This is a genomic window from Ruegeria sp. AL12, assembly GCF_056540885.1.
In genome coordinates this window covers 520,944-547,894 of sequence record NZ_JBQFXN010000002.1, presented here as the reverse complement: position 1 = coordinate 547,894, position 26,951 = coordinate 520,944, and the positions used below count along the sequence as shown (strand labels likewise).

Genomic DNA, 26,951 nt, shown 5'->3' with positions numbered 1-26,951 from the left:
AGTCGGGCCAAACCGGTCACATCAGAGGAGGAGACCGTCATGGACGGGAGGACCTATGAATACAAGCTGTTTACCCGCAGCGACTTCAGCGCTTTCTGGGCGCTGTTTACCGACAACCTTGTCAACTTGCTGATCCTGTCCGGGGTCTGCCAGTTCGTGTTTCAAATGCCTGCGGACATCGTCTTTGGCCGCATCGTTCCCGGCGCTGCCATCGCGATTTTGGCCGGTGTAACCGTCTACGCATACCTCGCCAAATGGGCGGCAAACGCGCAGGGCAAAGACGTAACCGCGCTGCCCTACGGCATCTCGACGCCAGTCATGTTCGTCTACCTGTTCGGGGTGATCGGACCCATCTATTGGGCGACAAATGATCCAATGCTTGCCTGGCAAGTGGGCATCGGCGCCGGGTTCATGGGCGGCATCGTCGCGGCTCTGGGCGCCGTGGTTGGGCCGTATCTCAAGCGGATCACGCCACGTGCGGGGATGCTGGGGACGCTGTGCGGCATTGCCCTGGTCTTCATCGGCTCTGTGCCGCTGGCCGAAGTGTTCGAGAACCCCATCATCGGCTTTACGTCGCTGCTGTTCATCCTCTGGGGTTTGATCGGCCGTTTCCGCCTGCCGGGCAATGTTCCGGCCGGCCTTGTCGCGATTGCTGCCGGTACCGTGATCGCCCTTCTGCTTGGCGAGTCCAAAATTGATGTCAGCAGCATCGGGTTCTACCCGCCGATCCCGTATTTCGGTGATCTGATCGCCGGTGTGCAATACCTGTTCGCCAACCCTGAGCTGTTCCTGGTGCTGATCCCCGTGCAGATCTACAACTTCATCGAAACGATGAACAACGTGGAATCCGCCGAAGCGGCAGGCGACCATTACCCTGTCGGGCTCTGCCAGGTGACGGACGGCGCAGGCACGATGCTGGGTGCTCTGTTTGGTTCGCCATTCCCGACAACCGTTTACATCGGCCATCCGGCCTATAAGCGGCTGGATGCCCATGCGGGGTATATTGTCGGTGTGGCCGTTGTAATTGCCGCCGCCGCCTTTCTGGGGTTCCTGTCCTTCCTTGCGGGGCTGATCCCGATCGCCGCAGCCGCACCGGTACTGGTCTTTGTATCAGTCAGCCTGATCACCAACACGGCCTGGGCCGTTAAACCGATGCACATGGCTGCGGTATCCTTTGCGATCCTGCCCCATATCTCGGCCTTCCTGATGGTCAAATGGGGATCTTTGATGAACGCCCTGCGCAGCAGCGGTGTCGAAGGGCTGCCATCCTTGGGAGATCCTGACCTGACCTCGGCCCTTCTGATGGAAGGGGCGCATTACGAGGGGCACCTTGCCCTGAGCCAGGGGGCGATCATCACCGGTCTGGTCTGGGGTGCCATCGTGGCCGATGTGATTGACGGGCGCTTCCGGATGGCCGGCACGTTTGCTGTCGCAGGTGGGCTGATGTCTTCGATCGGCATCATCCACTCCTACACGCTACAGATGCCTCAGTTCGACGGGATAACCATCGGCTACCTGATCATCGGCGCGTTCCTGTACGTCTACCCGGTGTTCGCCCCCAAAGAGGATCTTGAGCATCGCATCATCGTACCGGACGAGCCCGACCTCATCGATGACGACTCACCCGCTCAACAGGCCTGATCGGAACCGGGGCAGTCGCATGGCTGCCCCAAACCCATCCCTTCCCGTTCAATCGCGGCCGTTCATGAGACAGAATTGGCTCTGCGGTCGCTTGCTGATCTTTCTCTCAGCTATCTCAAAGTGATGGCACGTGGTTCGAAAGGGTCTTGCAGAGGATCGCCCTTGCGAACCACGCATCTGCGTCGCCTGAGCATCTTCCATCACGAACACAGGCGCCGCATCGGCTGGGTCACACAAAACAGACGACCACAGGTGACGTGCGCGGGGTCAAGACCCTCACCCGCAAGCCCCGCAATCGGCCAGGCGTGACGAATTTTGTCGTTTGCAGGCATTTTTGTCGCTTTCCGGCTTGTTGCAGCATGCTGGTGTGAACAAGAATACCTGCTTATGAACAATTGTTTTCCAAATCCCATGGACCGCCGCGCCACCGGCTGTGACCTTGTGATCCCAGCCTGATCTCAGGGCCTCTGGCCCTTACGCATCACGCTGTGACTACGGATTTTTCGGATAACCTCATGACAACTCAAGCGCTGCGCCTGGCCATCGATATTGGCGGCACGTTCACGGATACGGTTCTTGTCTCTGGCGAAGAGACGATACTTGCCTCGACCAAAACCCTGACTACACATCACAACCCCGCCGACGGAGCCATGCAAGGCGCAGCGCGCGTAATGCAGCAGACAGGGCACCGTCTGAGCGAAGTCACCGGTTTCATTCACGGCACCACGCTGGCCACCAACGCGCTGATCGAAAAACGCGGCGCGGTCGTGGCAACCGTGACAACCGAAGGGTTCAGGGACATTCTGGAAATCGCCTACGAGCGGCGCTATTCGCAATATGACATCAATCTGGAAAAACCTGATCTGCTGGTGCCGCGTGAGCGCGCGCTGACGGTCCGCGAGCGCGTTTCGGCGGATGGCAAGGTATTGATACCGTTGGAAGACACAGCCATCGACGCGCTGTTGAAGGACATCGACGCCAGCGGAGCAGAAGCCATCGCCATCTGCCTGATGCACGCATATGCTAACCCCGAGCACGAGCGCAGGCTGCGCGATATGCTGGCGGACAGGCGACCCGATCTGACCGTCTCGATTTCGTCGGACGTCAGCCCCGAAGCGCGCGAATTCGACCGGCTGTGCACGACAGTCGCCAACGCCTATATCCAGCCTCTGATGGCAACGTATCTGGCCCGGTTTGTCCGGCAATTCGAGGCTCAGGGCGTCACCTGTCCGATCCTGATGATGACAGCGGGTGGTGGAATGTGCACCATGCGAACCGCCGCGCGGTTTCCGATCCGGCTGGTGGAATCCGGACCTGCGGGTGGTGCCATTCTGGCCGCCCGCGTTGCCGCCCGCGCCGGTCTGGGTCAGGTACTGTCCTTTGACGTCGGCGGCACCACCGCCAAACTGTGCCTGATCGACAACGCCCGTCCCCAGACCTCGCGCCAGTTCGAGATTGCCCGCGCCGCACGGTTTATCAAAGGGTCCGGAATGCCGGTACGTATACCGGTCATCGAAATGATCGAGATCGGCGCCGGAGGCGGTTCGATTGCCGGGGTTGACCGGTTGGGACGGCTGACCGTGGGGCCAAAATCAGCGGGATCCGAGCCCGGCCCCGTCGCCTTCATGCGCGGTGGAACCGAACCCACGGTGACGGACAGCGATATTGCACTGGGATATATCGTACCCGACACGTTTGCCGAGGGGCATATTCAGCTTGATCCCGAAGCTTCGAAACGGGCGCTGAGCCGGGTGATCGGGTCAAAGCTGGATCTGGATGCCGTAGGCGCCGCCGATGGCGTCAGCCGTATCGTCGACGAAAGCATGGCCAGCGCGGGTCGGATGCATGCGGTGGAATCCGGCAAGGACCTCGGCCCACGAACAATGATAGCGTTTGGGGGCAACGGGCCATTGCACGCCAGCCGGGTCGCGCGATCCGCCGGGGTCAGCCGCATCTTGATCCCGCCCGATCCCGGTGTCGGATCGGCTGTCGGTTTCCTGTTCGCTCCGGTGTCTTTCGAAATCGTCCGCTCGCGTTATTCGTTGCTGGGCAGCATGGACCTGAACGGGATCAACACGCTGTTCGAGGCCATGATTTCCGAGGCCAGAGAGGTCGTCTTCCAAGGGGCCGGCGATGTCCCGACCCAGACGCTGCGCACTGCTTTCATGCGCTACCACGGACAAGGGCACGAGATCGAGATCACCCTTCCCGACCGCCCCCTGACCGCCGAAGATATCGTGCCGCTGACCGCTGCTTTCGAAAAGGAATACCGCAAGCAATTCTCGCGCCCGGTGCCGGGAATGCAGATCGAGATTCTCAATTGGGCGGTGCGGGTCGCGACCTGTGACAGCGGCGTGCCGGCGGTTCCTGAAACGCCCCGGTTGAAGACGATCTCGGCGCCGGAAACCCGTCCGATCACCTGCGACGTGGACGGTGTATCGAAACCAGCGGCCTTCGTTGCCCGAGCGGATCTGAAGCCCGGCGACCACCTTCACGGCCCCGCATTGATCACCGAGCCGCAGACAACCACGCTCGTGTCCGCCGACTTCTCGGCGCATGTGGATGCCATGGGAAACCTCGTCCTTGTACAGGACCGGAAAGGAGGCGCATGATGTCGTCCGATCTTTCACACGATCTTTCGCCCGCCCGATTGCAGGTGATGTGGAATCGTCTGCTGGCCGTGGTCGAAGAACAGGGCCAAACCCTGATCCGCGCCGCCTTCAGCCCGATCGTACGCGAATGCGGCGACATCTCTGCCGGGATATTTGACGCCGATGGCCGGATGCTGGCGCAGGCCGTGACCGGCACGCCGGGGCACATCAACACCATGGCCGAAGCGGTGCAGCACCTGCACCGGGCTTTCCCGGTTCAGACCATGAAGCCGGGCGACATCTACATGACGAACGACCCATGGCTTGCCTCGGGGCACCTGAACGATTTTCTGCTGATGATGCCCGCATTCAAGGATGGCAAGGTGGTGGGCTTTACCTCCTGCACCTCGCATCTTGTTGATCTGGGTGGGTTGGGTATGGGCCCCGAAGGTTCCGACATCTATGACGAGGGCCTGCTGATCCCGCCCTGCAAGCTGGTGGAAGAGGGCACTCCCAACGCTTTGCTGCTGGACATCATCCGCGCCAACAGCCGCGAACCCGTCGCCAATGATGGCGACATCTATGCACTGATCGCCTGTTGCGAAGCCGGGGTTGCAAGGCTGCTGTCGATGATGGAGGAATTTGGCCTCGACGATCTAGGGACGCTCGGCTCGTACATCATCGACACGTCGCGCCGCGGCACGCTGGAGGCCATCGCCGACGTGCCCGAAGGTGTCTACAAGAATGTTCTGAAGATGGACGGCTATGAGAATGAGCTGGAGTTGCACGCGACCCTGACCGTAAGAAAGGACGGCATGCATGTGGATTTCTCGGGCACCTCGGGCTGTTCGCGCAAGGGCATCAACGTGCCGCTGAACTATGCCACCGCCTATACGGTATTTGCCTTGCGCTGCATTGTCGGCGCGGACATTCCCAACAATGCGGGATCGCTGGAGCCGTTTACCGTTGACGGGCCAAAGGGCTGCATCCTGAACGCGCAGCGCCCGGTGCCGGTTGCGATGCGGCATACCCTGGGTCAGGTCACGCCCGATCTGGTTCTGGGCTGCCTGCATCAGGCCCTGCCCGATGCGGTCCCGGCCGAAGGTGCAAGTTGCATGTTCGACCTGCCCATGCGCCACGCGCCCGAAGTGGCCCGTGATGGCGGTCGCGAATTCGCGGTGGAACCCGTGCACAATGGCGGAACCGGCGCGCGACCTCATGCCGATGGTCTGTCGGCCACGGCCTATCCGTCGGGCGTGTTCGGCAGTCAGGTCGAGATCACCGAAAGTGTCGCACCCGTGACGATCTGGCGGCGCGAACTGCGCCCGGATTCCGGCGGCGCGGGCAAGTATCGCGGCGGGCTGGGGCAACGGATCGAGATGACCTCGTCCAACGGGGCGCCCTTTATCGTGTTCCTGTCGGTCGAACGGCTGAAATACCCGGCGCTTGGCCGTATGGGCGGCAGACCCGGCGCGCCCGGTCGCATCCGTTTCAGGGACGGTGCAAACGATATTCCGGGCAAAGGAGAATTGCGGGTGGAGCAAGGTGATTACCTGATCTTCGATACACCGGGCGGCGGCGGCTTTGGCGACCCTGCCGAACGCGACCCGGATGCGCTGGCACTGGACATCAAACGCGGGTTGGTTACTGCGCAAGGCGCCAGGATTTACGGGGGTGACGCATGATCCGGCCGGTTCCTTACGTTGGCGCCATGGACGCTTATGCGCTGGCTGATCCGAACGGCGCAGGCACGATTTCACTGGCGCAAAACGAAAGCGCCTTTCCCGCAAGCCCCGCCGCCGTTGCGGCCGGGCAGGCAGCGCTGGCGGATCTGGCCCTTTATCCCGATCCGGAATGGGCCGAAATGCGCTCGGCCATTGCCGAGGTGCACGGGCTCGACCCGGCGCGCATTTTATGTGGGGCGGGCTCGATGGAACTGATTGGCTGTCTGATCCGCGCCTTTGCCGGGCCGGGCGATCAGGTGTTGGGCGCACAATATGGCTATGCCTTTGTCGCCTCGGCCACAGCACAGGCACAGGCCGAATATGTGGCAGCGCCCGAGGTCGATTTGACCGTATCGGTGGACGCGCTTCTGGCCGCTGTCACACCTGCCACCCGCATCGTGTTCGTCTGCAATCCGGGCAACCCCACCGGCACGCTGATCCCGAATGACGAAATTGTCCGCCTGCGATCGGATCTGCCTGGCGATACACTGCTGGTGGTGGACCAGGCCTATGCGGAATTTGCCGATGCCACGAACGATCCTGCGCAGATCTTTGCGCTGGTGGATCGGGGCGACACCGTGATCACGCGTACATGTTCCAAGGCCTACGGGCTGGCGGGGGCACGGGCCGGCTGGGGCTGTTTCCCAAGCGAAACCTCGGGTGAGGTCCGCAAGCTTTTGAATCCCAACAATATCTCGATTGCCTCGCAGGCAGCGGCTGCGGCGGCGATGCGCGATCAGGCCCATATGCGCAACGTGGTCGCACGGACAGCCGAAATTCGGGACCGGTTTGCGCAGGAATGCCGCGAACTGGGCCTGAGCGTGCCGGAAAGCCACACCAATTTCGTGCTGATCCGCTTTGCCTCGACCGCGCAGGCACAGCGCGCCGACACGGCCCTGCGGGCTGAGCGCCTGATGATGCGCGGCATGGGCGGCTATGGTTTGTCGGACTGTTTGCGCGCCACGATCTGTGCGCCCGAGGTGATGGACAAGGCCCGCGACGTCTTGAAAGGAGCGCTGACATGACCGAGACCCGCACAGCAGCCAAGATCGGTGTTCTGGTGCCCTTCACCAACACCAATCTGGAACCGGATATGGAGATGCTGCGACCGCCAAACACTACCATCCATTTCCAGCGCATGGGCGGCTATGACGTGGATGAAATTCCCGGCTCGGATCAAATGGCAGGTTTGGGCGCTTCGGATATCAGCCACGATCTGCGGATGATCTCGGGGGTGCGGCCCGATGTGGTGCTGTACGGCTGCACCTCGGCCACACTGACCCATGGGCCGTCTTTCGACGCTGAGCTGGCGCAACAGATCAAATCGGAATCCGGTGCGCTGTCGCTGACCGCGGCCGGATCATTGATCGCCGCAATCAAGGCACTGGGGGCCACAAAGGTCGGCTTTTCCTCGCCCTATCTGGGCGAAATAAACGCTCAGGCGATGGATTTCATGGCCCAGAACGGAATCGAGACCGTTCGATGCGCCGATGTGGGCCGAAAGCTGGGCAATTACGGTCAGGGAGAGCTGACCCCGGACGAGGTCTATGAACTGGCCTGTCAGGCCGATCACCCGCAGGCACAGGCCATAATTCTCAGCTGCACCGACATGCGTTCGGTCGAGGCGGTCGACCGGATTGAAGCCACGCTGGGCAAGCCGGTGGTTACCTCAAATCAGGCGATGATGTTCTGCCTTATGCGGGCGCTGAACCTGCCGCGTCACGACGCGCTGCCGGGGCGATTGTTCGACCTGCTCTGACCGGATCAGGGCGCAGGGCGACAGTGTAAAAAAGCAAGCTCACCTCGAACGGGTCTTGGATCACCCAGACTTGTTCCCAGCTCCGATTCAACCTGAGCAGCGGGCGACAAGACCGTCGCCGCGCCGCCATCAGGACCAAGGGTGTCGATGTGCTGGCCGAAATGCGTTGATACGGCAGCTTCGGCAGGTTTTACGTCTGGTCGGCGGGGGCGTAGATCAACGCGCCAAGGTCCGAGAATTTCGCGCCCTGCGCGCCCAGCCCCAGAACCGCGTCACGAATGGCGGCAGCACGGGATGCACCCAGCGATGGTGTCGCAAATTCCATGAATTTGTCGATCACTTCTGCCTCATCCATTGGCGCCTCGGGTCCGCCGCGTGCATGTACGTCGCCCGACTCGAGTATCCGCCCGTCGGTCAGGGTGATGCTGACATCGGCGAACCGGCTTTCGGGGAAACGGTCGGAATGGCGTGCGGCCTCTGCAACCGAGATACGCTCGACGATCGAGGCGACCAGCGGGTCGGCCAGGCCCGCACCGGTGATGTTCTCGACCCCGATCCGGCCATGCGCAACCATTGTCGCGACGGCAAATGGCAGCGAATACTGCGCCTTGGACGTATCATCCGGCATGCCCTGGAAAAGGCAGGCGCTTTCCCGAAACGTGTTTACATGAACCGCGGCAATATCCCGATGAGTCAGGTCGTTTTCACGCATGAGCGCACGGGTGGCATCAATTGCCGCGTGGGCCCAGCGGCAGATCGGGTAGGGTTTGACATATTGATGCTCCATTTGCCAGAAATCGCCCAGATCCTGCCAATGGGGGGCAACGTCTGCCGCTTCGATGGTGATGGCCGGCGCCCCGGTAAAGCCTTTCTCGGCCAATACCGCTGAAGAAATGCCAACCAACGCACCCCAGCCCGAACCGTCATGCAGCATGGTGGGATTGGCGATCTCGCGCATCATCTGGCTGCGCGGGCCGTGATATTCGGCAATCCCCATGGCCTGCCGCATCTGTTCGGCCGTCAAACCGCGCAAGCGCGCCGCCACGGCCACCACACCAAGCGCGTTCCAAGCTCCGGATGTGTGATAATCGCTGACGGTGTCATGCAAAGAAATGCCCGCGCGTCCCGCGACCTCGTATCCAACGATCACCGCCGCCAGCGCTTCGGGGCCTGAAAAATCCTGAACGGTTTCAGCCAGTGCCGCCAGTGCGGGAACGACGACAACCCCGATGTGGCCTTTGGTCGGATTGTATCCATCATGTCCGTCCAGATTGTCGGTCTGTGTGGCTGCTGCATAGGCCGCGCCCGCGACGCTGACGCGACGACCGTCGAAAAGCATGCGCGCGCTCAGCCCCGGATCGCCCGCGCCAAACAGCGCTGCCGCGCTCTCGCGCGCAATCCGTCCGGCCTGCATCGGCCCCGATCCTATGGTGATCCCCAGCGTATCCAGCAGCATCAAAGCCGCTGCCTTGCGTCCGGTGTCAGGAAAATCCTGCGCGGCACGATTCAGCGCAAAATCTGCAACGGTCTGAAAGGTATCTGTCACGGTGTCCAGTCGAGGTTTTTCTTTCGGGTTCCGGTTACAATAAAAAGCCTATGTGAGTTTGCGCATAGCGGCACGAAAACAATGATGGGGCAATGGCCCCGGATTATTTGTGACTAGGACCAGATCACATTTCGAGGCAGAACCATACGTGTGAGTCGCTCATGGGCAAGACAGCAAGCCCTGGGCTTATTAATTCTTTGCGATGTGCCTTGCCTGAGAAACGTCCGCCATGATGAATCTTCCACACCTGACCTTTCTGCGCTCGTTCGAAGCGGCGGCACGGCACCTGAGCTTCACCGCTGCTGCCGAAGAGCTGAACTGCACCCAATCTGCCGTCAGCAATCATGTCCGCTCGTTGGAAGAGTTTTTGCAGCGCCCCCTGTTCGTGCGCCATCCCCGGTCCCTGTCCCTGACAGATGTGGGCGAGGCCTATCTGCCGTCAGTGCGCCATGCCCTCCAGGAAATCAACGCTGCCACGCAATCGGTCATCGTGCGGTCGCATACCCGCAAAGTGGTGGTATCTTGCCCGGTCAGTCTGGCCGAGAACTGGTTGCCGGATGTGATCCGCGGTTTCAGCGCTGTACATCCCAATATTGATCTGACGGTTCATGGCACTGTCTGGACTGATGTCGAACCAAATGTTTCGGACATCTCGCTGACAATCAATCATGTCGACGATGTGTCGCCGGACGCCCAACGTTTGTGGGTCGAAAAGCTGGCCTTGGTCTGTGCGCCCGGCTTTCTGGTCGATGGCGCGCCGCTGACCGACCCCAAGCAATTGCAGAATGCACCGCTGATCCACATCCTAGGCCGCCCCTCCTATTGGGAGCACGCGGCGCGGCATTTCGGGTTGTCCGATCTGAGCCAGAAGGGCGGGTTGCGGACGAATGTCTCGAATCTGGCGATGGAAATGGCCGCCAAGTCGCTGGGATGCGTCGCCCTGCCCCGGTCGCTGGCCCGGTCCTATGTCGAGCGGGGGCTGCTGATCGAGCCTTTCCGGTTTGATCTGAACAGTCCCTGGACCTATTTCATGCGTCTCAAGGAAAAACCCGTTTCACCACCGGTCCGGCTGTTTCAGAACTGGCTGTTGCAAGCCGCCGCTGAAATGGACAGCTGATCGACCGGTCATTTGCCGGGGCATGTCACGCGGCCCCTATTTTCCCTTGCCAGCCAGCTTTTTGGTGGCGAGAACGCGCAATCACTTCCGCGCGTCATCAATACCCAAGGCAGGGGCTATTCCAGCCCTCAACAGCACCCTCTTTGCAACCGAGTCTCGACGCCAACCGGTTCTTCCTGATCCTCGGTTCCGCTGAACAAAGCGGACATGATCATGGTTTCGAAGGGCTTTGCACCATCTGCGCTTCTATTGCCTCAATATCCGCAAGAATCTATGGGATGCATCACGCAAGTGCTGACGGCCATTGAAACCGGCGTCAGTTTCTTTGATTGTGCCCACGCCGTCCGTGGTAATTGGTAAAAAGGATTTTTGGATGCGTATTGCAATGATCGGCACCGGTTATGTTGGCTTAGTGTCCGGTGTATGCTTTTCGGACTTTGGTCATGACGTGATTTGCGTCGACAAGGCTGAGCAAAAGATCGACATGCTCAAGGCCGGAGAAGTGCCGATTTATGAACCGGGCCTGGATGTGCTGATGGCAAAAAACGTTGCTGCCGGTCGCCTGAGTTTTTCAACCGATCTGAAGACGGCAGTTGATGGCGCCGATGCGGTTTTCATCGCGGTCGGAACTCCAACCCGACGAGGGGACGGCCACGCGGATTTGACCTATGTGATGGCCGCGGCGGAAGAGATCGCCCAAGCGGTTACCGGTTACACGGTCATCGTCACCAAATCGACCGTGCCGGTGGGAACAAACAGAAAAGTTCAGGAAGTCGTTGCGGCCGCCAACCCCACAGCCGAATTCGACGTGGCCTCGAACCCTGAATTTCTGCGCGAAGGCGCTGCAATCGACGACTTCATGCGCCCCGATCGCGTCGTTGTCGGTGTGGAAAACGATCGCGCCGCCGAAGTGATGGCCGAGATTTACAGACCGCTTTATCTGCGTGATTTTCCGATCCTGACCACCGATCTGGAAAGCGCCGAGATGATCAAATACGCCGCCAACGCGTTTCTGGCGACCAAGATCACCTTCATCAATGAAATCGCAGGCCTGTGTGAAAAGGTCGGTGCGGATGTCAAGGAAGTTTCCCGCGGCATCGGTTTGGACGGACGAATTGGCAACAAATTCCTGCACGCGGGGCCGGGCTATGGTGGCTCTTGTTTTCCCAAGGATACCGCCGCGCTGGCGCGGATCGGGCAGGATCATGCCTATCCGATGCAGATCACGGAAACCGTCATCCGGGTGAATGACGAGGTCAAGAAGCGGATGATCGAGAAAATCCGCGACGCCTGCGACGACCGCCTTAACGGCAAGACGGTGGCGGTTCTGGGTGTCACTTTCAAACCCAACACGGACGACATGCGCGACGCGCCATCACTGTCCATCATTCCCGCTTTGATCGGCGGAGGGGCCAAAGTGCGCGTCGTCGATCCGCAGGGCAAAGCGGAAGGCGATGCATTATTGCCCGGGGTCGAATGGTGTGACGACCCCTATGCAGCGGTCCAAGGGGCTGACGTTGTCGTGTTGCTGACAGAGTGGAACGAGTTCCGCGCGTTGAACCTGACCGAGCTGGCCGGTTCCATGAACTCTGCCCGAATGGTGGATCTGCGCAATATCTATTCAAAGTCACAGGCGCTGAAATCCGGCTTTGAAACCTATGTCGGCGTTGGACGCTGAACCCACACCACCTGTTGTATCAAACGCACCCACCGGACCCGCTTGGGTCCGGCAGGGATCTGCCTTCCCGGGCTATTCGGTGGCCCAGATCTTGCGGCGGCGTTCCTTGACCATGTCATTGCCTTCATCGGTGCCGTCGTGGAACGTGTTGAACCATTCATCCCAAGGGGTTTCCCAGGTGCCGTAGTTGCAGTCAAAAAACCGATGATGCAGCTGGTGAAAGAAATCCCCGACCTGAAACTTGGCCTTGTTGCCGAACTTCACATGCTCGAACCCGGCATGAGAGGTCGGAGCGCCGATGCCGTGATGGAACAGCAGGAAAATGGCGTGGATCGGATGAGACGGCAGCAGGAAGAAGATCATCGTATCGAACATCAGAAAGAAACTTTCGACCGGATGCATCGCAAGCCCCGACCAAGGACCGGTATTGATGTTGCGGTGATGCCAAGCGTGGACTCTTGTATAAAGCACACCCACATGCAGCAGCCTGTGCAGCCAGTAGAAATGGAACCCGGCCCAGATCGGCACAAAGACGGTCATGGCGATGAACCAGATCGGGTTGCCGTCTAACGTGATCATCGTGATCCAGCCATTGGCATAGGAATACAAGATCAGACATTCCCAGAACGTCCAGAACGTCAACGCCGGGCCCAAGGTCCAGAACATGTTGTCCCAGACCTGATTTTTGAAAGTGAACACCTTGGCGCCCTTCATCATCGGGCGCATGTCATAGCGGAATTCGTCCTGCTGCGTGCGGAACCTCCAAAGGGCCAGGTGCAAGCCGCCTGCAACCACCATCAGGATACAGAAATTGCGGAACCAGATTTCCGCAACCCAATCCCAGCCGAAGGTCTCGATCCTGCTCAGTGAAGGCGTCAGATAGGTCCAGGTGATGACCGCAAAGACCAGCAGCAGCGCCCGCAATGCAAGCGGATTCCAGCTTTGCAGCAGGTATTTCAACGCGGCCAGAGGTTTCATCGGCCAATCCCAATAGGGCGCGGTCTGAATCGGCAGCTGAGGCGTGTAATTCCAGATCTTGCGCTTGGCTCGTGGCGGCAGGGCGGGGTCTGACATAGAAGGCTCATTTCATCTGTTCACTGATCACAAGCCTAAGGCGTGGGATCAAAAGCTCAGACCTAATTGTCTTGCCGGAGAGGCTAAGTTCTGCTTAGCCTGTCGGAATGAACACCCGCGTCCCTTCCCTCAACTGGCTGCGCGTATTCGAGGCTGCGGCCCGAACCGAAAGCTTTGCCCGCGCCGCGACCCAGTTGAACATGACGCCTGCCGCCGTCAGCCAGCAGGTCAAGGCGCTGGAGACAAGACTGGGCACACCCTTGTTTCACCGTCACGCGCATGCGGTCACTTTGACCGAGACCGGGCGCGCCTATCTGCCGTCGGTACAGCAATCCTTGCTCATGCTGGAAACGGCAACCGCCGGTCTGTTCGGCGAAACCCGCGAGCAAAGGCTTTACGTGCAGTCGGTGCTGCTGTTTGCACATGGCATTCTGGCCGGGGGTGTTCCCGATTTTCAGGCGGCGCATCCTCAGATCAACCTTTCGCTTTCGACCGGCAATGTCATGTCGGATTTTGCCAATCGGTTCACTGACCTTCAGATCGTGTTCGGAAACCCCGCGCTGTTCGGCTCGGAAAGTGACGAGTTGATGCGCGAACATCTCTATCCCATCGCCCCACCCGAGGTTGCTGCCCGGATCGAGACGGCAAGGGACTTGTTCGACTTCACCTTGATCGAAGTTTCGACCCATCGGGCAAGCTGGCCGCATTGGTTCGAACACCAGCGGCTGCCAGCAGGCCAGGCACGGTATTTTTTTTCCGACAATTCGGTGATGGCGGCCGAGCTCTGCGCCAGAGGATGCGGCATTGCCTTGGCGCGCGCGCCCGCGTCAGATCGCATTATGAAGCTTTCCGGTTTGGTCCCCTGCCTGCCGGACTTCTCCTGCCCGGGGCAGGAAGCCTATCATCTGGTCTATCCCTCCCGCACGGCGCTGCGCCCGGCAGCGCGTATGTTTCGCGATTGGCTGATGGATTACAGCGCCGCCGTCCAGACGCGGTAACGCCCCTGCCCGGTGACCTCGCGAACCAGACCCCGCTGCGCGAACAGGTCGAAATTGCGCTGTACCGCGGCGCGGGAAGCCTTGGTCAGGTCTTCGGCCAAAGGCGCGGATACCATGGGCCAGGCCGTCAATGCATTGATCAGGCGCGGTGGGGTGCGGCCGCTTAGATCCTGCGTGACCTCTTTGGCTTTCGCCTCCCACGCGCTGATCCGGTCCAGGTGCAATAACGCTGCAAGGGCAGCCTGACCTGCGCCGCCGATCCATGCGCTCAGTTTTTCCGACGGATCCCCCGAGCCGCGCAGCGCGCGCGGCCCGGACAAGGCCAAGGGCATGAACTGCGCACCGCCGCGCCCCATGGAGGCCGCATGCCGCGCAGCTATGACGGCTGCTTCCGTGTCCTGTCCGATGCCTTGTGACAACGCCCGCCACGCGTGAAACGCAATTGCCGACTGCGTCACAGGATGCAACCCTTCGGCATTTTGCATGACCTCGGCCAGATCAATGATGGATTCCGGGGTCGCGTCGGCCCCCTGAGCCAGTCGGTCAAGAAACGCGGTCAGCCCCCGTTCCCAACCGCCGGCAGCAGGCGGCGCGCCCGAACTCAGGCGTCGCACGGCCCATCCGGCCCGGAACAGGGCCTGCACGTCATCATGAGTCGCGCCGATCCGCAAACCAGTCCACAAAGCCAATCGATCCACGCTGATCCGGTCTCCGGTCCACCACCCCAGATCGGACGTCTCCATCAATGCCAAGCGATGCGTCCAGCCTTCGGGGCCCGCTCGCAACCTTTCATCCAGCGCGCCAAAAGTCAGGGCCAGATCTGCAAGTTCCGCAGAAAGGTCGGACTGCGCAGCCCGCCAATCACACGGATCGAACAGCAGGCGCTGTTCGCGTCGCGGCCCGGGCAGGAAGAAACCCTCGTCTTCCTCGACTTCATCCGGTGGCAAGAACCACAGGTCGTCCTCTTCGGACGGATCGCCGTCATAGATGCTGGCGGGGCCAAGATCTTCGGCCTCGTCTTCAGGAAGGGGCAAGGGTTTCTTCGACGTCATACCCCGCATTCTTCGGGCATTCCCGTTGCTTCACAAGGGGTATTCCGTCAGCTCGCAAAGGTTCGGGTCAGAACATCCAGTTCGCTGCTCAAATCGGTCTGCGGAGAGCTGCCCAGCAGCATGTAACCATAGCCATCCTGCGCCCAGGTCACTGTTGCCAAACCGCTCAGAACGGCCTGTTTGACCTCTGCCTTCGGGGCGTTCGGCCCCTGACGTATAACACAGAAGGCAAAGGGTTGGCCCTGCTCATCGGCGAAAACGACCTGAACCAGGGGCTTTCCCTTGAACGAAAGAACCTGTGCTCGCTTCAGCTCCAGCCCTGGCAGGGAGTCCAGCGTTTCACGGTTCAGAGACCTGCCAAGTGCTGCCTCGGCCATCGCGAATTGTTTGTCCAGCGATGCCTCGGAACTGTCCAGCGAGACTATCGTCTCGGGCACATAAAGCGACTGATAGATCGCTGCCTGCTGCGCCCACCCCAGTTCTGCCGGGCGCGTCGCCCAGAACGTCAGCGCGACAGCTGCGACCCCGACGCCCGCGGCCACGGCCAGAAGGCGCAGAATTCCGCCATTGGCGTGATGCGCCACGGGTTCCGGCAAATCGACCTTCGGCGCCTCGGTGGGCAGTTTCTCAAAAACGTCCTGAACGACAGGCGCGAACGGATCCAGCGCCATCAGGCGGCGTTCAAGCTCGGCATCATCCTCAACCGCGGCCTCGATGGCGCGGCTCTGAACCTCATCCAGCGTGCCTTCCAGATACGCCAACAGCGTCTCGTCGGAAAACGTCATTTGCCACTCCGTCGCGCGGCGTCCGCCGCATCAAACTGCATCACGGTTTTCAGTTTCTGCCGGGCATTCGATAGCCGGCTCATGATTGTGCCGATGGGAACGTCCAGCAATGCAGCGGCTTCGCGGTAGCTGTACCCTTCGACGAATACAAGCATGACCGTTTCCCGCTGCGCTTCTGGCAGCTGCATCACTTGAGTAAACACTTCAGCCGCAAAAATATTCGTTTCTGAATCCGGCAAAGTTGCGACCAGTTCCGATTCTGGGGTCACGGACATCGCCTGTGCCCGCTGGACGGAACGAGACCGCACTTCGTTCAACCAGATTGACCGGCAGATCGTCATCAGCCAACTGTCCAGACGATCATGCGACGTTACCTGATGATGCCGCTCGAGCGCACGCAGGCATGTGGCCTGCACCAGATCGTCCGCCACATCCGATGCCCCCGACAACGCCAGAGCAAACCGCCAGACGCGTCTTGAGTGCATCTGTACGGCGTCACGAACGGCCTGTTCGGAAGTCATCTCGGCACTCATCGAATAAAACGCGACCTGTGTGTGTTTGTCAGAAACGGACCCGGCCCGCAGGGCCAAAACTGACATAAACCGCGGAGGAAAGAAATGAAACTTCTGTTGAAGGCAGTCACGTTTGCGTCGGCAATTGTTGCAACACCCATATGGGCAGCGGGTTGGACACTGGAGTCCGATCGCTCGCATCTGGCCTATGGAACGATCAAGAAAAACGCGGTGGGCGAGGTCAACAGCTTCACCAGCCTGAGCGGACACGTGACGCAGGAGGGCGTGGCCGAAATCGAGATCGACCTGTCCTCGGTCGAGACCAACATAGAAATTCGCAACGAACGGATGATCGAATTTGTATTCCGCCAAGCACCCACTGCGCGCCTGACGGCCGAATTCGACATGGCGAAGGTTGCAGGGCTGGCCGTGGGTGAAACCACCACTCTGGATGCTGCTTCTGTGCTTTCGCTGGCCGGCACGGAAGTTGAGTTTGACGCGGAAATGTTCGTCGCACGCTTGTCCGAGACGTCAGTGCTTGTTTCGACAAACGACATGGTGTTTCTCAGCACCGAAGACGCCGGTGTCAACGCCGGCGTGGACAAGCTTATGGAATTGGCAAGCCTGCCCGGCATCACCCGAACGGTACCGATTACAGCCCGGCTGATCTTTCACACGGATGAAGAACAGGCCGCGACGGCATCGGAAGCGACAGAGGTTGTTACTGCCGCAGCTGTTCAGGGTGACGTGACGGCCGGCAAAAAGGTGTTTCGCAAGTGCAGCGCTTGCCACAAATTGAAAGAAGGCCGCCATGGTGTTGGCCCTTCCCTGCACGGTATTCTCGGCACAAAGGCCGGTCAGGCAGAGGGATTCAAGTATTCGACAGCGCTGGAAAGTTCCGACATCGTCTGGACCCATGAAACCCTGAGCGCGTTCCTGTCGGATCCCAAAGGGTATCTTCAGGGCAATCGAATGCAGTTTCGCGGCCTGAAAAAGGACAAAGATATTGTTAACCTTCTTGCGTATTTGCAAGAAGAGGGGTGACGGCAACACCCGAGAGACCTGGCAACAGCGCTGAATTTCGATTTCACGCAACCGGCCCCGGGGATCGGAAAAGATGCTTGTACCCGTCCCCTGTCTGGTTTCGGATCAACACGTGTTCAAAGCCAGGAATTACAGCCTTCTGTCAGCGGCTCCATGCCGGACACACGACTCGTTTGTGGCGAAACAGGCCGCGTTTTAGGGCGTTTTTTGCGGATCCTGTCGCGCCACCAACCCTGTCTGCGCGCGTACAAAGGGGCAGATCGCGGTTGTCCTTGCGCTTTCCAACTCTTGTCCGATCGTCAACCAGCCATTATTTAGCGGGCGTACAGCTCAGATGGTCGGGATGGGCCGCTCTGCCGCAGCTTGGCATCTGTCCTTTTGGCCCGACAAAATATAGGTTAACTGAGCGTGCGCACAGTTTCACGATTTGGAGAACGCAATGATAAAGCGCGCCTGGAACAAGTGGCGATCAGGCTATATGGGCCGCCTTGTAGGTGAAAGCTTTTACGCGCAAGGCAAGCTGTATGGTATTGCGGTTCTGGCAATGATTGCCGTGGCGGTCACCACGGCCGGCTCCGCATATATGATGGAATACATTGTCGATGCCATGACCAGCCCCGACTTGCAGGGTTGGGCACATGTGATTGCGCTGGGGGTTGTCCTCCTGTTTCTGGTCAAGGCGGTCGCATCCTATATTCAGGCTATTTACCTTGCCCGCGCAGGCAATCGGATCGTGGCGGAACAACAGGACAAGGTTTACCGCAAACTGCTCAAACATGGGGTCGCGTTCTTTTCGACCAATGAATCGTCGGACCTTCTGATGCGCACCACCCATGGCGCGCAGGCAGCCAGAAACCTGATCGATGTGCTGGTCACCGGGTTTGTCCGAGACGCTCTGACTCTGGTCGGGCTGGTTGCTGTCATGGTGTATCAACAGCCCGTTCTGTCCATCTTGTTCTTTGTGGTGGGTCCGATTGCCCTGTTGGGTGTTCGCTATCTGCTGAAGAGCGTACGCACGATCATGCAGGCCGAATTCAAGTCACTGGCGGAAATCATTCGGGTGCTGCAAGAGACCTCGGCAGGGATCAAGGTCATCAAGGTCTTCTCGCTCGAAGACCGGATGATCAACCGCATGGACACGGCCATCCGGAAAGTTGAACAGCGGTCGAACGATATCGCCAAGTTGCAGTCCATTGCCAGCCCTCTCATGGAGTTTCTGGCCGGCCTCGCCGTGGCGGGTGTACTAGTGGTCAGCACGATGGGAATCGCAGGTACGGAACAACCCAGCGCAGGCCAGTTGATGTCCTTTATCACGGCGTTGCTCATGGCCTATGAGCCGGCCAAGCGCTTGTCGAAAATGCGCGTTCAGATCGAAACCTGCATGGTTGGTATCAGCATGTTGTTCGGCCTGCTGGATCAGGACGACACGATGGTGGAAAGCCCCGAGGCCCATGACCTGATCGAAGGCCCCGGCCAGATCACGTTGCGTGATGTGACTTTCGGCTATCAAGGTGCCGTACCTGTAATTGAAGACATGAATATCACGTTCGAGGCCGGCAAGACCACCGCGCTCGTCGGTCAGTCCGGCGGTGGCAAGTCTACGATATTCGGGCTGATCATGCGGTTCTACGATCCCGATCAGGGCAGCGTCGAGATTGATGGCCAGGACCTGCGCGAGGTCAGCTTTGCGTCCCTGCGAAAAAAAATCTCTTATGTCGGTCAGGATACGTTTCTGTTTTCGACGTCGATCATGGACAACCTGCGCTGCTCGGCCCCTGACGCAACCGAGGAAGAGGTCATTGCCGCGGCCAAAGCCGCACATGCGCACGAGTTCATCATGGACCTGCCGGAAGGGTACGAAACGCAAGTCGGCGAAAACGGAACATTCCTGTCAGGTGGTCAGAAACAGCGAATTGCGATTGCACGCGCAATACTGAGAAATTCCGAGATCCTGCTTTTGGACGAGGCCACAAGCGCGCTGGACGCTGAATCGGAATCGCTTGTCAAAAAGGCTCTGGACACCCTGACAAAGGATGTAACCGTCGTCGTCATTGCGCACCGACTTTCGACTGTTCTGGAAGCGGATAAGATTATCGTGGTTCAGGATGGCTCGATCGTGGAACAGGGCAATCTGGACGAGTTGATGAAAAAGAACGGAGCCTTCCGCAACCTGTTCGATCAGCAATTCAAAAAACACGAACCCTCGGCGGAAGTGGCAGAGTAGCCCCTGCATTCGGCCTGGCACATGGCTCCCTTCTCCGGGCAAGACCTGACCGGAAGAGGGGCGGAGTATTCTCATCACGCGCGTCCGTGCATCGAAATCATCAGGCCCAAGCCCCCAAGGGATATGGGCAGCTCGGGCCGCATCTGGGAACACGAACGGTCCTGTCTTGCGCACGGGTTGGAAGATTGCGGTCTTCGGCGGTAGCGACACAAACATGTGGCATGGTCGCCCACGCCTGCGCGCCGTTCCTGCCAGCGCCTTGGCGGGGTGGTTCTCCCACAAGAAGTCAACGTCGCTTCTATTGCGACCGCCCTGTTTGCCACTGCCTCACGCCACGCAAAAACCTACTTGCACTACAAGGGGTACAGACACGCGACCTGATGCGTTTCTCCGGCCAGTTCAGGCAATGTTGCCCTGCACTGATCGGTTGCCAGCCAACATCTTTGCGCAAAGGCGCAACCTTTTGGAATATTCATCGGCGACGGCAGTTCGCCCTCAAGCTTGATCCGTTCTTTTCGGGCCGTGGGGTCGGCCCGGGGCGTCGTGGACAGCAACGCCTTGGAATAGGGGTGGCGCGGCGCGGCGAACAGCTGTTCTTTGGGCGCCTTTTCAACAGCGCGCCCCAGATACATCACGATCACGTCGTCGGCAAAATGCCGGACCACGGAAAGATCATGCGAAATGAACAGATAGGCGAGGTCAAGCCGTTCTTGCAAATCCACAAGCAGGTTCAGGATCTGTGACTGGATCGAGACGTCCAGTGCCGAAACCGGTTCATCCAGAACCAGGACCCTGGGATTCAACATAAGCGCGCGTGCAATGGCGATACGCTGACGCTGCCCGCCAGAGAACATATGTGGATAGCGATCATAATGCTCGGGCCGCAATCCCACCATCTCGATCGTGTCGCGCGCTTGTGCCTCGCGGTCTGCGGCGGACATGTCCGGGCGATTGATGATCAGCGGTTCCTGCAAGATCTGGCCGATGCGTTGACGTGGATTCAGCGATCCATACGGATCCTGGAACACGATTTGCACCGTTTCCCGCATCTTGCTCCACCGCGACGGGGTAATGTCGACACCGTCAATCGTCAGCCTGCCCGACGTCGGCTCTTCAATCATCGTGACCAATCGCGCCAGTGTTGACTTGCCACAGCCGGACTCTCCGACGATGGCCAGAGTCTTTCCCGGTTTCAGTTCGAAATCCACCCCCGAAAGGGCCTTTACCGTCGCTGATTTGGACAGCAAGCCGCCCTTCACCGTGTAAAACCGGGTCAGATCTTTCGCCTGAACGATGGGGTCGGTCATGCCAATTCTCCGGCCGCAATTTTTTCAACGTGGTGACAACGTGCCTTGCCGAAGGCATCGGCATGAGGGGTCGGCGGTATTTCGGCGCAAGTTGCATCAGCGAACCGGCATCGCGGGCTGAACAAGCACCCTGCGGGGCGATCGAATTGACCCGGCACAACGCCGGGAATCGTCGGGAGGATCTTGGAGGTCGCGCGCTCGGGCAAAGCGCTCAGCAGGGCGGATGTGTAGGGATGACGCGGCGTGCGGAACAAATCGCGCACGGGCTGCTCTTCGACTTTTTGTCCGGCATATTGCACCTGAACCCGTTCGGCGGTTTCGGCCACCACCCCCATGTCATGAGTGATCAGCACAAGGCCCATATCGTGTTCGTCCCGCAACCGAACCAGCAGGTCGAGTATCTGCGCCTGAATGGTGACATCCAGCGCAGTGGTCGGTTCGTCCGCAATCAACAGCTTGGGCTTGCAGGCGATGGCCATCGCGATCATGACGCGCTGGTTCATGCCCCCTGACATCTGGTGTGGAAAGGTGTTCAGGCGGCTTTCCGGAGCCGGGATGCCGACCTGGTCGAACAGTTCAATCGCGCGCTGGTGGCGGTCCTTGCGGTTCAAACCAAGATGGATGCGCAGGGCCTCTTTGATCTGGAATCCCACCGTGAAACAGGGGTTCAGCGACGACATCGGCTCCTGAAAGATCATTGCCATGTCCTTGCCGATGATCTTGCGGCGCTCACGGGCCGAAAGCCCGGCCAGATCCACCCCCTCAAAGCGCATCTCGTCAGCGGTGATCGTCGCGGTCCAGGGCAACAACCCCATCAGCGCCAGCATCGACACCGACTTGCCCGAGCCGCTTTCGCCGACGATGGCCATCAGCTCGCCCCTGTCGACCGACAGATCGACACCGTCCACGGCGCGGAACTTGCCCGAGGCCGTGGCGAATTCAACAGTCAGGTTGCGGATCTGCAAAAGGCTCATGCCATCAGCTCCGTTTCAGTTTCGGGTCAAGCGCATCACGCAGGCCATCACCCATCAGGTTGATGGCAAGAACGGTGACAAGAATCGCCAGACCGGGGAAAGTAACCACCCACCAGGCGCGCAGTATGAATTCGCGCGCTTCGGCCAGCATGGTGCCCCATTCCGGAGTGGGCGGCTGCGCGCCCATGCCCAGAAAGCCCAAGGCAGCTGCATCCAGAATTGCTGTCGAAAAGGACAACGCCGCCTGTACGATGATGGGTGCCAGACAATTGGGCAGCACGGTGATGAACATCAACCGTGACCTGCCAGCACCGGCCACGCGCGCCGAAGTGACATAATCCTTCTGACGTTCCGCCAGAACCGACGCGCGGGTCAGGCGCACGTAGTGGGGTTGGAAAACGATGGCGATGGCGATCATCGCGTTGGTCAGCGACGGGCCAAGGATGGCCACCAGCACCAGTGCCAACAGCAGCGATGGAAAGGCCAGAACGATATCCATCACCCGCATGATCAGCGTATCGACCCATTTGGGAGCAAAGCCCGACAGCAGGCCAATCATCACGCCACCCGATACGGCCACACAGACGACGACGATTCCGACAAAGAAGGAATAGCGCGAGCCCATGATCAGGCGCGACAGCATGTCCCGACCCAGCGGATCGGTACCCAACGGGAAAGCCCAGCTTCCGCCCTCCTGCCAAGCAGGCGGTTGCAGGATATGATCGCGGAACTGCTCGGTCGGGTCATAGGGGGCCAGAAGGGGCGCAAAGGCGGCACAAAACACAAAGGCTGCAAAAACCCAAAGCCCGATGACAGCGCCGCGGTTTTCGCTGAAGTAGTACCAGAACTCGCGCAGGGCGCTGGGGCGGTCTTCCGTACTGGGCGGGGTTGAGGATAGTTCGGCCATCACCGCCTCCGAATTTTGGGGTTGATGATGCCATAAAGGACATCGACCAGCAGGTTCACCAGCATCACGATCACCGCGATCATCAGCAATCCGCCCTGAACAACCGGGTAGTCACGGCGAAAGATGCTGTCGACCATCCACTTTCCTATGCCCGGCCAACTGAAGATGGTTTCGGTCAGAATGGCCCCCGCCAGCAATGTGCCCACCGACAGGCCGATCACCGTAACAACCGGAATCAAAGCGTTTCGCAGCGCGTGCAATCCATTGATCCGCGTTGGTGACAAACCCTTGGCGCGCGCGGTGCGGATGTAATCTTCGCCCAGCACTTCCAGCATCGCCGACCGGGTCTGGCGTGCGATGACCGCCAGCGGAATCGTTCCCAGCACAATCGTCGGCAGGATCAGATGGCGCACGGCCGATCCGAATGCCCCTTCCTGACCCGACAACAGGCTGTCGATCAGCATGAAGCCCGTGACGCTTGGAAAGTAATACAACAGGTCGATGCGGCCCGAGACCGGCGTCCAGCCCAGATTGCCCGAGAATATGATGATCAACAGCAGCGCCCACCAGAAGATGGGCATCGAGTACCCGACCAGCGCCGATGACATCAGCGCCCGGTCAAAGAACTTCCCTCGGTTCACCGCCGCGATCACACCTGCCGGCAGACCCAGCGCAACGGCAAAGATCATGGCGCACAGCGACAACTCCAGCGTTGCGGGGAACAGCGAAAAGAACTCATCCCATACGGGTTTCCTGGTGACAAAGCTTTCGCCCAGATCACCTTGAAGCACTCCGGTGAGGTAATCCCAATACTGCTGCAACACCGGCTTGTCGAAACCCAGCTTTTCGACCATTTCCTGATAACGTTCTTCCGTCATGCCGCGTTCACCGGCCATCACGATGATCGGATCGCCGGGCAGCACCCGGATGAACATGAACGAAATCAGCGTCACGCCCAGAAATGTCGGAACAAACAGGCCAAGGCGGGTGAGGAAATAGCCAAGCATCAGCGACCTATGATTGTAAGTTCTTTGGGAAAGCGGGTCAGTGACCGACAGCCATCCCCGGTGACAAGAACGTCATCTTCTATGCGAACGCCGAACTTGTCCAATGCATACAGACCGGGTTCGTTGGTCCAGACCATGCCCGGCAGGATTTTCTGGCGGTTGCCGCGCATGATATACGGCGCCTCATGCACGTCCCGGCCCAGACCGTGACCTGTCTTGGTCCGGATACGATCGGAAAAGGGCGAGGCCTCAAGCACGCCTGTGACGGCGTCGTCGATGTCATGCGCTGTCACGCCGGGGCGGCAGGCTTCGAACCCGGCTTTGTTGGCGCGCAAAACCGTGTCGTAGACATCCCGGCCTTCGTCCGTGACGTCCCGAACGAAAAAAGTTCGCGTGATGTCGGCCGCAAAACCATGTTTTCGAGCGCCAAAGTCGAACAGCAAGGCATCGCCTGCCTTGATCCGGTAGTCGGCGCGCGCCTTGCCGTGCGGTCGTGCCGAGTTGTCCCCCGCAGCCACGATGGGGGAAAAGGCCAACGACTCGGCGCCTTCCGCAAAAAGCGCCTGTATCAGCGCCTGTTCGATCTGTTTTTCGGTCTGACCTGCGCGTACATCTGCGATCACACGCTCCAACGCGCGTTCCGAAATATCGATGGCCGCTTGCAGCGCGGCGATATCTTCTTCGGTTTTGATGATGCGAAGGCCTGAGATTTCGCGTTCGCCGTCCACAATCCGCAGATCCGGAAATGCGCGGGTAAACGCGTCTGACACGAAAAACCGCATCACCTGACCTTCGACGGCCAGCGATCTGATCGGACTATGCGCTGCCAGCGCGGAAAAAGCGCCGTCATAGCCGGTCTGATCGCGCCAGTCGAACACGGCACCCTCAAATCCGACCAGATCCCATGAGGCGAGTTCCAGATTGGGCACGATCGCCGCCGGATCACCCAGGGCCGGAATCACCACGACAAAAGGGCGCTCGTGGCTCATGAAGGATTTGCCCAATGCGCGGGTGAAATTCGGACCGGGCACCAGGGCCACTGCGTCCACTGACATATCCTTTGCCAATTGGCGGTATTCGGACAAATCCGGCATTCTGCCCGATCTCCTCGATAAGAAAGCCGGAGCCACCAATCTGGTGGCTCCGGTTTGTGAGTGGTGGTTTATTCGACGCTCACACCATAGAAGATGTGACCGCCCAGAGGGTGCACCTTATAGCCTTGCACCTTGTTGCTCATGGGCATGTAAACGACCGAATGCGCGATGGTTGCCCACGGAGCCTGCTCTTTGAACACAACCTGCGCTTCTTCATACAGTTTGGTCCGCTCGGCCTGATCCGTGCTTTGCTTGGCCTTCAGGATCAGGTCTTCGAATGGCTGATGGCACCATTGCGCCCGGTTGGAGGCTTCGACACCGTCACAGCCCAGCAATACCGCCAGGAAGTTGTCCGGGTCGCCATTGTCCCCGGTCCAGCCCAGCAGAACGGCACCGTCCCGGTTCAGTTCTTTCGACCGAGACAGGTATTCACCCCATTCGTACGAGACGATTTCGACGCCCACACCGATCTTGGCGAAATCCGCCTGGATCAATTCGGCCATGCGACGGGCATTGGGGTTGTAGGGGCGCTGGACGGGCATGGCCCAGATTTTCATCGACAGGTCCGAAACACCTTCGGCCTCAAGCATCGCCTTGGCCGCTTCGGGATCATAGGGGTCGTCCACGATGGCATCGTTGTAGCCCCACATGGTAGGCGGGATCGGGTTTTTGGCCACCTGGCCCGAGCCCTGGAAGACCACGTCGATGATCGCCTGCTTGTCGATCGCCATGTTCAGCGCTTTGCGCACCTTCGGATTGTCGAATGGCGCCATGGTGGTGTTGTAGGCCAGATAACCAACGTTCAGGCCCTCTTGTTCCAGCATGTTGATGTCCGGATCATCCTTCATTGCCTGAATGTCGGCAGGGTTCGGATAGGGCATCACATGACATTCGCCTGCTTTCAGCTTTTGATAGCGCACAGACGCATCCGGCGTGATGGCAAAGATCAGGTTTTCGACCTGCGCTGGGTTTTTCCAATACGCATCATTGGCCGCGTAACGGATCACGGCGTCTTTTTGATATGCCACGAACGAGAAAGGTCCGGTGCCGATGGGTGCCGTATTCAGTTTTTCCGGCGTACCGGCTTCCATCATTGCCGCAGCGTATTCCGCCGACACGATCGAGGCAAAGTCCATCGCCATATTGGCGACAAACGGTGCTTCGGGCTTGGACAGGGTAAATTTCACCGTGTAGTCGTCGATCTTTTCGATGGACTCGACCAGATCAGGCATCCCCATACCCTGGAAATATTCCCAGGTTCCCCCTGACGCTTGATGATAAGGGTGGTTTTCGTCTTTCTGACGCATGAAGGTGAAAATCACGTCATCCGCGTTGAAATCGCGGGTCGGCGTGAAATCGTCATTCGAGTGGAACTTGACGCCCTGGCGCAGCTTGAAAGTGTATTCCAGACCATCATCGCTGGCCTCGACACTTTCGGCCAGGCCGGGGACCACATTGGTCGTGCCCGTTTCAAATTCAAGCAACCGATTGTAGATTGGATGAGAAGACGCATCAAAGGTCGTCCCTGCGGTGTACAGCGCAGGATCGAACCCTTCAGGTGATCCTTCGGAACAATATACAAGTGTATTTGCCTGCGCCACGGCACCCGTCAGGGCGATCGCAGTGGTTGCGGCCAGAAGTTTGAGGTTCATGATTTTCTCCCAGAAAAGGACTTATAAAGACAATCGCATGGCTCTTTGTCGCCAGAGCATTCAGTGACAGCACAGGTCGTCGCGATCCCTCTGTCTAATGTATCCAAAATACAAAATCTAATGTCAACAGTGTCTTTCTGCGGAAATCTTTGAAGGCTTTTTCTGCCATTGCACCCTGATTTCCGGATTTCACTCTCATCTTCGCTGCGCAAACGATACGACGGCCCGAAAACCTCTGCCGCGCACTCAGAGCTTTCTGTTCACG

At 59.3% G+C, this 26,951-nt stretch carries 21 protein-coding genes; 10 read left to right on the top strand and 11 right to left on the bottom strand.

Features of this window, described 5'->3' with window-relative positions; all coding sequences use genetic code 11:
• Positions 1-39: 39 nt before the first annotated feature.
• From ACR0C6_RS10335 to ACR0C6_RS10315, 5 genes are all read left to right on the top strand, one after another.
• Positions 40-1,641 carry a xanthine/uracil/vitamin C permease gene (locus tag ACR0C6_RS10335; RefSeq protein WP_480619151.1) on the top strand — a complete coding sequence of 534 codons (1,602 nt, stop codon included), beginning with the start codon at positions 40-42 and terminating at the stop codon, positions 1,639-1,641.
• Between the two features lie 515 nt (positions 1,642-2,156).
• Positions 2,157-4,253 carry a hydantoinase/oxoprolinase family protein gene (locus tag ACR0C6_RS10330; protein ID WP_480619149.1) on the top strand — a complete coding sequence of 699 codons (2,097 nt, stop codon included), beginning with the start codon at positions 2,157-2,159 and terminating at the stop codon, positions 4,251-4,253.
• On the top strand, positions 4,253-5,917 hold the full coding sequence (locus ACR0C6_RS10325; RefSeq protein ID WP_480446935.1) for a hydantoinase B/oxoprolinase family protein: 1,665 nt from the start codon (positions 4,253-4,255) through the stop codon (positions 5,915-5,917). Before ACR0C6_RS10330 ends, ACR0C6_RS10325 begins: the two co-directional genes overlap by 1 nt.
• Positions 5,914-6,981 (top strand): pyridoxal phosphate-dependent aminotransferase, encoded by a 1,068-nt coding sequence (locus ACR0C6_RS10320; RefSeq protein ID WP_480619147.1) that lies wholly within the window; start codon positions 5,914-5,916, stop codon positions 6,979-6,981. The genes ACR0C6_RS10325 and ACR0C6_RS10320 overlap by 4 nt, the downstream gene beginning before the upstream one ends.
• Positions 6,978-7,715 carry a maleate cis-trans isomerase family protein gene (locus ACR0C6_RS10315; protein ID WP_171229392.1) on the top strand — a complete coding sequence of 246 codons (738 nt, stop codon included), beginning with the start codon at positions 6,978-6,980 and terminating at the stop codon, positions 7,713-7,715. The genes ACR0C6_RS10320 and ACR0C6_RS10315 overlap by 4 nt, the downstream gene beginning before the upstream one ends.
• 190 nt (positions 7,716-7,905) lie before the next feature.
• On the opposite strand, the gene ACR0C6_RS10310 is transcribed toward ACR0C6_RS10315, so the two are convergent.
• On the bottom strand, positions 7,906-9,261 hold the full coding sequence (locus ACR0C6_RS10310; RefSeq protein ID WP_480619145.1) for an MmgE/PrpD family protein: 1,356 nt from the start codon (positions 9,259-9,261) through the stop codon (positions 7,906-7,908).
• Between the two features lie 229 nt (positions 9,262-9,490).
• Between ACR0C6_RS10310 and ACR0C6_RS10305 the strand changes: the two genes are divergently transcribed.
• Positions 9,491-10,378, top strand: coding sequence for a LysR substrate-binding domain-containing protein (locus tag ACR0C6_RS10305; protein WP_480619143.1), 888 nt, complete (start codon positions 9,491-9,493; stop codon positions 10,376-10,378).
• Between the two features lie 373 nt (positions 10,379-10,751).
• Entirely contained in the window at positions 10,752-12,056 is a 1,305-nt protein-coding gene (locus tag ACR0C6_RS10300; RefSeq protein ID WP_171205842.1) for a UDP-glucose dehydrogenase family protein, read from the top strand.
• Between the two features lie 72 nt (positions 12,057-12,128).
• On the opposite strand, the gene ACR0C6_RS10295 is transcribed toward ACR0C6_RS10300, so the two are convergent.
• Positions 12,129-13,130, bottom strand: coding sequence for a sterol desaturase family protein (locus ACR0C6_RS10295; RefSeq protein ID WP_480619141.1), 1,002 nt, complete (start codon positions 13,128-13,130; stop codon positions 12,129-12,131).
• A 107-nt stretch (positions 13,131-13,237) separates the two neighbouring features.
• Here ACR0C6_RS10295 and ACR0C6_RS10290 point away from each other — a divergent pair, with 107 nt between their 5' ends.
• Positions 13,238-14,128 (top strand): LysR family transcriptional regulator, encoded by an 891-nt coding sequence (locus tag ACR0C6_RS10290; protein ID WP_171229387.1) that lies wholly within the window; start codon positions 13,238-13,240, stop codon positions 14,126-14,128.
• Here ACR0C6_RS10290 and ACR0C6_RS10285 read toward each other — a convergent pair.
• From ACR0C6_RS10285 to ACR0C6_RS10275, 3 genes are read right to left on the bottom strand one after another with little or no spacing between them, the layout of a single operon-like run.
• Positions 14,101-15,189 (bottom strand): helix-turn-helix domain-containing protein, encoded by a 1,089-nt coding sequence (locus ACR0C6_RS10285; RefSeq protein ID WP_480619139.1) that lies wholly within the window; start codon positions 15,187-15,189, stop codon positions 14,101-14,103. The two genes, ACR0C6_RS10290 and ACR0C6_RS10285, sit on opposite strands and share 28 nt — an antisense overlap.
• A 38-nt stretch (positions 15,190-15,227) precedes the next feature.
• Positions 15,228-15,965 (bottom strand): hypothetical protein, encoded by a 738-nt coding sequence (locus ACR0C6_RS10280; protein WP_480619137.1) that lies wholly within the window; start codon positions 15,963-15,965, stop codon positions 15,228-15,230.
• Complete coding sequence (locus ACR0C6_RS10275; RefSeq protein ID WP_480619136.1) at positions 15,962-16,564, bottom strand: RNA polymerase sigma factor; 603 nt, start codon at positions 16,562-16,564, stop codon at positions 15,962-15,964. The genes ACR0C6_RS10280 and ACR0C6_RS10275 overlap by 4 nt, the downstream gene beginning before the upstream one ends.
• Positions 16,565-16,582: 18 nt before the next feature.
• On the opposite strand from ACR0C6_RS10275, the gene ACR0C6_RS10270 reads away from it, so the two are divergent.
• Both ACR0C6_RS10270 and ACR0C6_RS10265 read left to right on the top strand, forming a co-directional pair.
• Positions 16,583-17,521, top strand: coding sequence for a c-type cytochrome (locus ACR0C6_RS10270; protein WP_480619134.1), 939 nt, complete (start codon positions 16,583-16,585; stop codon positions 17,519-17,521).
• 439 nt (positions 17,522-17,960) lie between these two features.
• Positions 17,961-19,745 carry an ABC transporter ATP-binding protein gene (locus tag ACR0C6_RS10265; protein WP_480619132.1) on the top strand — a complete coding sequence of 595 codons (1,785 nt, stop codon included), beginning with the start codon at positions 17,961-17,963 and terminating at the stop codon, positions 19,743-19,745.
• A 353-nt stretch (positions 19,746-20,098) separates the two neighbouring features.
• On the opposite strand, the gene ACR0C6_RS10260 is transcribed toward ACR0C6_RS10265, so the two are convergent.
• From ACR0C6_RS10260 to ACR0C6_RS10235, 6 genes are all read right to left on the bottom strand, one after another.
• Complete coding sequence (locus tag ACR0C6_RS10260) at positions 20,099-21,052, bottom strand: ABC transporter ATP-binding protein (protein WP_480446924.1); 954 nt, start codon at positions 21,050-21,052, stop codon at positions 20,099-20,101.
• Positions 21,049-22,026: an ABC transporter ATP-binding protein gene (locus tag ACR0C6_RS10255; RefSeq protein ID WP_480446923.1), complete on the bottom strand. Its 978-nt coding sequence runs from the start codon at positions 22,024-22,026 to the stop codon at positions 21,049-21,051. Before ACR0C6_RS10255 ends, ACR0C6_RS10260 begins: the two co-directional genes overlap by 4 nt.
• A 4-nt stretch (positions 22,027-22,030) precedes the next feature.
• On the bottom strand, positions 22,031-22,933 hold the full coding sequence (locus tag ACR0C6_RS10250; protein WP_480446922.1) for an ABC transporter permease subunit: 903 nt from the start codon (positions 22,931-22,933) through the stop codon (positions 22,031-22,033).
• A complete protein-coding gene (locus ACR0C6_RS10245) occupies positions 22,933-23,940 on the bottom strand; it encodes an ABC transporter permease subunit (RefSeq protein WP_152460561.1) in 1,008 nt (335 codons plus the stop codon). The genes ACR0C6_RS10250 and ACR0C6_RS10245 overlap by 1 nt, the downstream gene beginning before the upstream one ends.
• On the bottom strand, positions 23,940-25,034 hold the full coding sequence (locus tag ACR0C6_RS10240; protein WP_480619130.1) for a M24 family metallopeptidase: 1,095 nt from the start codon (positions 25,032-25,034) through the stop codon (positions 23,940-23,942). The genes ACR0C6_RS10245 and ACR0C6_RS10240 overlap by 1 nt, the downstream gene beginning before the upstream one ends.
• A 68-nt stretch (positions 25,035-25,102) precedes the next feature.
• Positions 25,103-26,686 (bottom strand): ABC transporter substrate-binding protein, encoded by a 1,584-nt coding sequence (locus tag ACR0C6_RS10235; protein ID WP_480619128.1) that lies wholly within the window; start codon positions 26,684-26,686, stop codon positions 25,103-25,105.
• Positions 26,687-26,951 lie beyond the last annotated feature (265 nt).

Bases quoted from the DNA above. Each gene is read 5' to 3' on its own strand.
- ACR0C6_RS10330 (WP_480619149.1), top strand. From the start codon at position 2,157: ATGACAACTCAAGCGCTGCGCCTGGCCATCGATATTGGCGGCACGTTC.
- ACR0C6_RS10250 (WP_480446922.1), bottom strand. From the start codon at position 22,933: ATGGCCGAACTATCCTCAACCCCGCCCAGTACGGAAGACCGCCCCAGC.
- ACR0C6_RS10275 (WP_480619136.1), bottom strand. From the start codon at position 16,564: ATGTCAGTTTTGGCCCTGCGGGCCGGGTCCGTTTCTGACAAACACACA.
- ACR0C6_RS10290 (WP_171229387.1), top strand. From the start codon at position 13,238: ATGAACACCCGCGTCCCTTCCCTCAACTGGCTGCGCGTATTCGAGGCT.
- ACR0C6_RS10280 (WP_480619137.1), bottom strand. From the start codon at position 15,965: ATGACGTTTTCCGACGAGACGCTGTTGGCGTATCTGGAAGGCACGCTG.
- ACR0C6_RS10285 (WP_480619139.1), bottom strand. From the start codon at position 15,189: ATGCGGGGTATGACGTCGAAGAAACCCTTGCCCCTTCCTGAAGACGAG.
- ACR0C6_RS10245 (WP_152460561.1), bottom strand. From the start codon at position 23,940: ATGCTTGGCTATTTCCTCACCCGCCTTGGCCTGTTTGTTCCGACATTT.
- ACR0C6_RS10260 (WP_480446924.1), bottom strand. From the start codon at position 21,052: ATGACCGACCCCATCGTTCAGGCGAAAGATCTGACCCGGTTTTACACG.
- ACR0C6_RS10335 (WP_480619151.1), top strand. From the start codon at position 40: ATGGACGGGAGGACCTATGAATACAAGCTGTTTACCCGCAGCGACTTC.
- ACR0C6_RS10315 (WP_171229392.1), top strand. From the start codon at position 6,978: ATGACCGAGACCCGCACAGCAGCCAAGATCGGTGTTCTGGTGCCCTTC.
- ACR0C6_RS10265 (WP_480619132.1), top strand. From the start codon at position 17,961: ATGATAAAGCGCGCCTGGAACAAGTGGCGATCAGGCTATATGGGCCGC.
- ACR0C6_RS10295 (WP_480619141.1), bottom strand. From the start codon at position 13,130: ATGTCAGACCCCGCCCTGCCGCCACGAGCCAAGCGCAAGATCTGGAAT.
- ACR0C6_RS10305 (WP_480619143.1), top strand. From the start codon at position 9,491: ATGATGAATCTTCCACACCTGACCTTTCTGCGCTCGTTCGAAGCGGCG.
- ACR0C6_RS10325 (WP_480446935.1), top strand. From the start codon at position 4,253: ATGTCGTCCGATCTTTCACACGATCTTTCGCCCGCCCGATTGCAGGTG.
- ACR0C6_RS10270 (WP_480619134.1), top strand. From the start codon at position 16,583: ATGAAACTTCTGTTGAAGGCAGTCACGTTTGCGTCGGCAATTGTTGCA.
- ACR0C6_RS10255 (WP_480446923.1), bottom strand. From the start codon at position 22,026: ATGAGCCTTTTGCAGATCCGCAACCTGACTGTTGAATTCGCCACGGCC.
- ACR0C6_RS10320 (WP_480619147.1), top strand. From the start codon at position 5,914: ATGATCCGGCCGGTTCCTTACGTTGGCGCCATGGACGCTTATGCGCTG.
- ACR0C6_RS10300 (WP_171205842.1), top strand. From the start codon at position 10,752: ATGCGTATTGCAATGATCGGCACCGGTTATGTTGGCTTAGTGTCCGGT.
- ACR0C6_RS10240 (WP_480619130.1), bottom strand. From the start codon at position 25,034: ATGCCGGATTTGTCCGAATACCGCCAATTGGCAAAGGATATGTCAGTG.
- ACR0C6_RS10235 (WP_480619128.1), bottom strand. From the start codon at position 26,686: ATGAACCTCAAACTTCTGGCCGCAACCACTGCGATCGCCCTGACGGGT.